The 3,207-nt window shown below is 32.7% G+C and carries 2 protein-coding genes; both read right to left on the reverse strand.

Features of this window, described 5'->3' with window-relative positions; translation table 11 throughout:
* Nucleotides 1–327: 327 nt before the first annotated feature.
* On the reverse strand, nucleotides 328–756 hold the full coding sequence (locus M3P05_RS20210; protein WP_249701937.1) for a hypothetical protein: 429 nt from the start codon (nucleotides 754–756) through the stop codon (nucleotides 328–330).
* Between the two features lie 4 nt (nucleotides 757–760).
* The coding region (locus M3P05_RS20215) for a hypothetical protein (protein ID WP_249701938.1) at nucleotides 761–3,207 on the reverse strand (2,447 nt) is incomplete at its 5' end.

A 3,207-nucleotide genomic window follows, 5' to 3' on the forward strand; every position in this document is an offset into this window, starting at 1 on the left:
CATATTAACAGCCCAGCTATAGTAAAGCGCGACGAGCTTGATAAGTGCCAGAGGTTTTTTGATGAGCTTGTCAGGAGAACGAATGACTCATTAATGACTGTTTAGATGTAGAAATTTTTCTATTGAATTGAAAGAAATGTAAGCAATTTGATTGTAAACATACAATTTAAAGATTAGGTAGCAAACAACTACAATGTGATCGTTGACTGCTCTGAGTTGAGTGAAATTATGCTCTGCTCAGTTCAGTTGTTATTAAATAGATAGATTTGTAGTGTAGATAGCTTATCTACACTACAATCTCTGCTCATATTATGAGGTATCTTCCTATCATATTTCATTAGACTGAGTTCTTGTATTATTTGGAAGCTCCCAATCAAGAAACTCTTTTGACCAACCTGGTTGTAGGGAAAGAGCATATGTGAGTTGTACATATCTTAATTGTAAATCATTTAGCTTCTTCTCCAGAGAGTCAATTTCATTTTTTAATCTAATATTTTCAGACAGAAGCTTTTCTTTTGGAGAATTATTGTTATTTTTAAATAATAAATATTGTTTGATTTCGCGTTTTTTATCATGAAATGAGTCTCTAATATCTCGATGTGAATATAGAGCTTGCCGAGACCATATTTCATGGTGCAGGGTTTTTGATAATTGTACTCTTAGAGATTCCCAGCTGAGCTTATTATCGCAATCCCATTTCTTTATGGTTTGTACAATCGAGTACAGATCATGTTGACTGATTTTTTTCATGCTCATGATATTAATAGTCCTCGAGAATGAATGAGTCATCATAAATATTTTTATAAGTATCATTTTGATCATTGTTGTCAACTACGTTATTGATGAGGTCTGGTTGACTAAGGCTATTTTTTGAACTTGAAAAAGTAACGATTGCCCCGTTGCTTATTGAAGAGTCGTTCTCAATATTAATAATTTCATTAATTCTATAAAGTTGATCTTCAAATTGGGTAAGTATCCTTTGTATAGGATTTTTAACAACCACTTGAGATAGTTTCTCTTTTCCTAATGATATAGATTGCTCAACAGATTTTTTTTGTAATAAAATATTAGATAGCCTTTTTTTATCTCCTTTTTGCCAGATGTGTTTATCACATGTCCAACAATTCCCAAAGTTTTTGCACGGATTTAAAGACCAGTCAAGGGAGCAACCACCAATTTCTGTTACTTGCTTCGGTGTACAGTTGTCATAAATGAAAGACTGTTGGTCTACTATAGTTATTTTCGACTCTTCATAAATAGGCCCGAGAATATCAAAATCTGAATTTGGATCAAAATATTCTATCGAAGATGATATAATTTCCTTTGCAGTCCTCTGGTCATAAAAGTCGGACTGTCTACCTGATTGTCTTCCAGACATTTCGTCCAAGAATAAGATGTTAACACCAGCCAGTAGTGCATTTGTTTGATGGAATTTTCTAATTGAGTTGGTTTTTATTGACGGATATTTACCATTACTAAGCTTTATATTTAAGTCGGAAAATATATACCCATGCTCTTCATATTTGGGTACGTTATATCTTGAGTTACCTGGCTTACGATTTATAGCATGAGAAACTTGACTCTCTTGAGTTGTTTTTGGTATCCACCAAGAGCGTCTTCTTTTGTTAGAACCTATGACTGCCGCAAACTCAAGACACAAAACATCACTTACCTTTGTAGCTTTATTCGATCTTGCAAATGGCCAGTGTGGAAAGTAGGATGCGAGTTTGGAAGTAGTTTCTTTAAAAAGATGTTGTTTTAATTCTGAAGATAGTATGCAAGCTGATGGTTTATAAATAGGTATTTTTTTGATTATTGTCTCGTACTCTATATCATCTACAACTTTTAAAAGTGATTTCAAAGCAATAAATCCAAAGTTGCTTTTGATGTTTATTTTTTTTGTTGTAACATACTTGATGTTTTTTTCTTCAATAAATTCTTCCATATAAAATGAAGACAATCGACTCCGATAAAAATGATGATATGGGATTTTAATATGTGCCCTATCAACGAGAATTGCGTTAGAGTTGTTGTTGACCTCAAGAAGCACGTATTGTGTAAAATTATTCCGCTTTATGAAGTTGAAATAAAAGTAATCTAAGTCATCACCCTGCCTGTCAAGAATGATATCTTTAACAACAGAAACTTCGATGTATTTATTATCAAACATTGGTTGAAGTTTTTCAGGTATCCAAAGTTCAGATATGTCATTAATGTTACTAGGTGCTTGATTCAAGTAGTGAGATATAGCCTTTCGTGGTTCTTGAGAATATTCTTTTATGTGAGAAACAACAGATTTTGCTATTCGAGCCATATCCTTTGTTAAAGGGATATCTTGATGTCTGTCAATTTTTGATCTATAGATTCGTACGTAATAAGTCGAGCCAGTTTCGTGGAGAAAATCCTCACGAAAATCAGTAAATTCAGATATTCTCATTGATAATATGACAGGAAGTAAACTAACTGCAGAAATGTAGGTAGTATAATGATTATTTCCTAATATTTTCTTTGATTTTGTAAAACATTGAACAAGACAAAGCAGCTCCTCGATACTCAATCTTCCTAGAGTATGATCATACTTTTGGGCTTTTCTCGTGATGTAGTGCTTAGGTGATTTTATTACAAAGTCTTCACGTACTAGGTTGAATCCAAAGTTTGACAGTGAGTTAGATTTTGAGTGGTAACCAGAACCCATTAGGGAAAGAATCATATTTAACGCACATAATATGTCATATTTATAACTATTTGAATGTTTACTACTGTGAATTGAGTCTTCCGCATGTTTTACTGTAGTATAATTGACATTAAGAGGATTATTATCTCCATTGTGAATGCACCGTAATGATGACTCAAGGTATAATAGTGCTTGATACATTGCACTGGGTCTTCTTCTTGCGCCTGTATACTCAATGAATATATTAATATAAGCTTCCATAAAGTCTCGGAAGGGTTTTTTGATTACATATTCTCTTTTATTTGTTTTAGTTTTTTTTACTATTGCTCTAATATCTTTTCTGTGCTCGAGCTTTATATAATACAAGCGTGCACTATTATCACTGTTGAAGAAAAAATCTTCTTTTAAAGGGAAAAAATACAAGTTATTTTCATATTCTCTTGATGTATGGTTAACTCTTGATGTCCCATTTGGTTTTCCCCATTTTATGAAGTCATGCATTCTGCAAATGGTTCCAATTTCATTGGAAGATT

It is taken from the genome of Parendozoicomonas callyspongiae, from assembly GCF_023502345.1.
In the GTDB taxonomy this organism is placed as follows: Bacteria; Pseudomonadota; Gammaproteobacteria; order Pseudomonadales; family Endozoicomonadaceae; genus Sansalvadorimonas; species Sansalvadorimonas callyspongiae.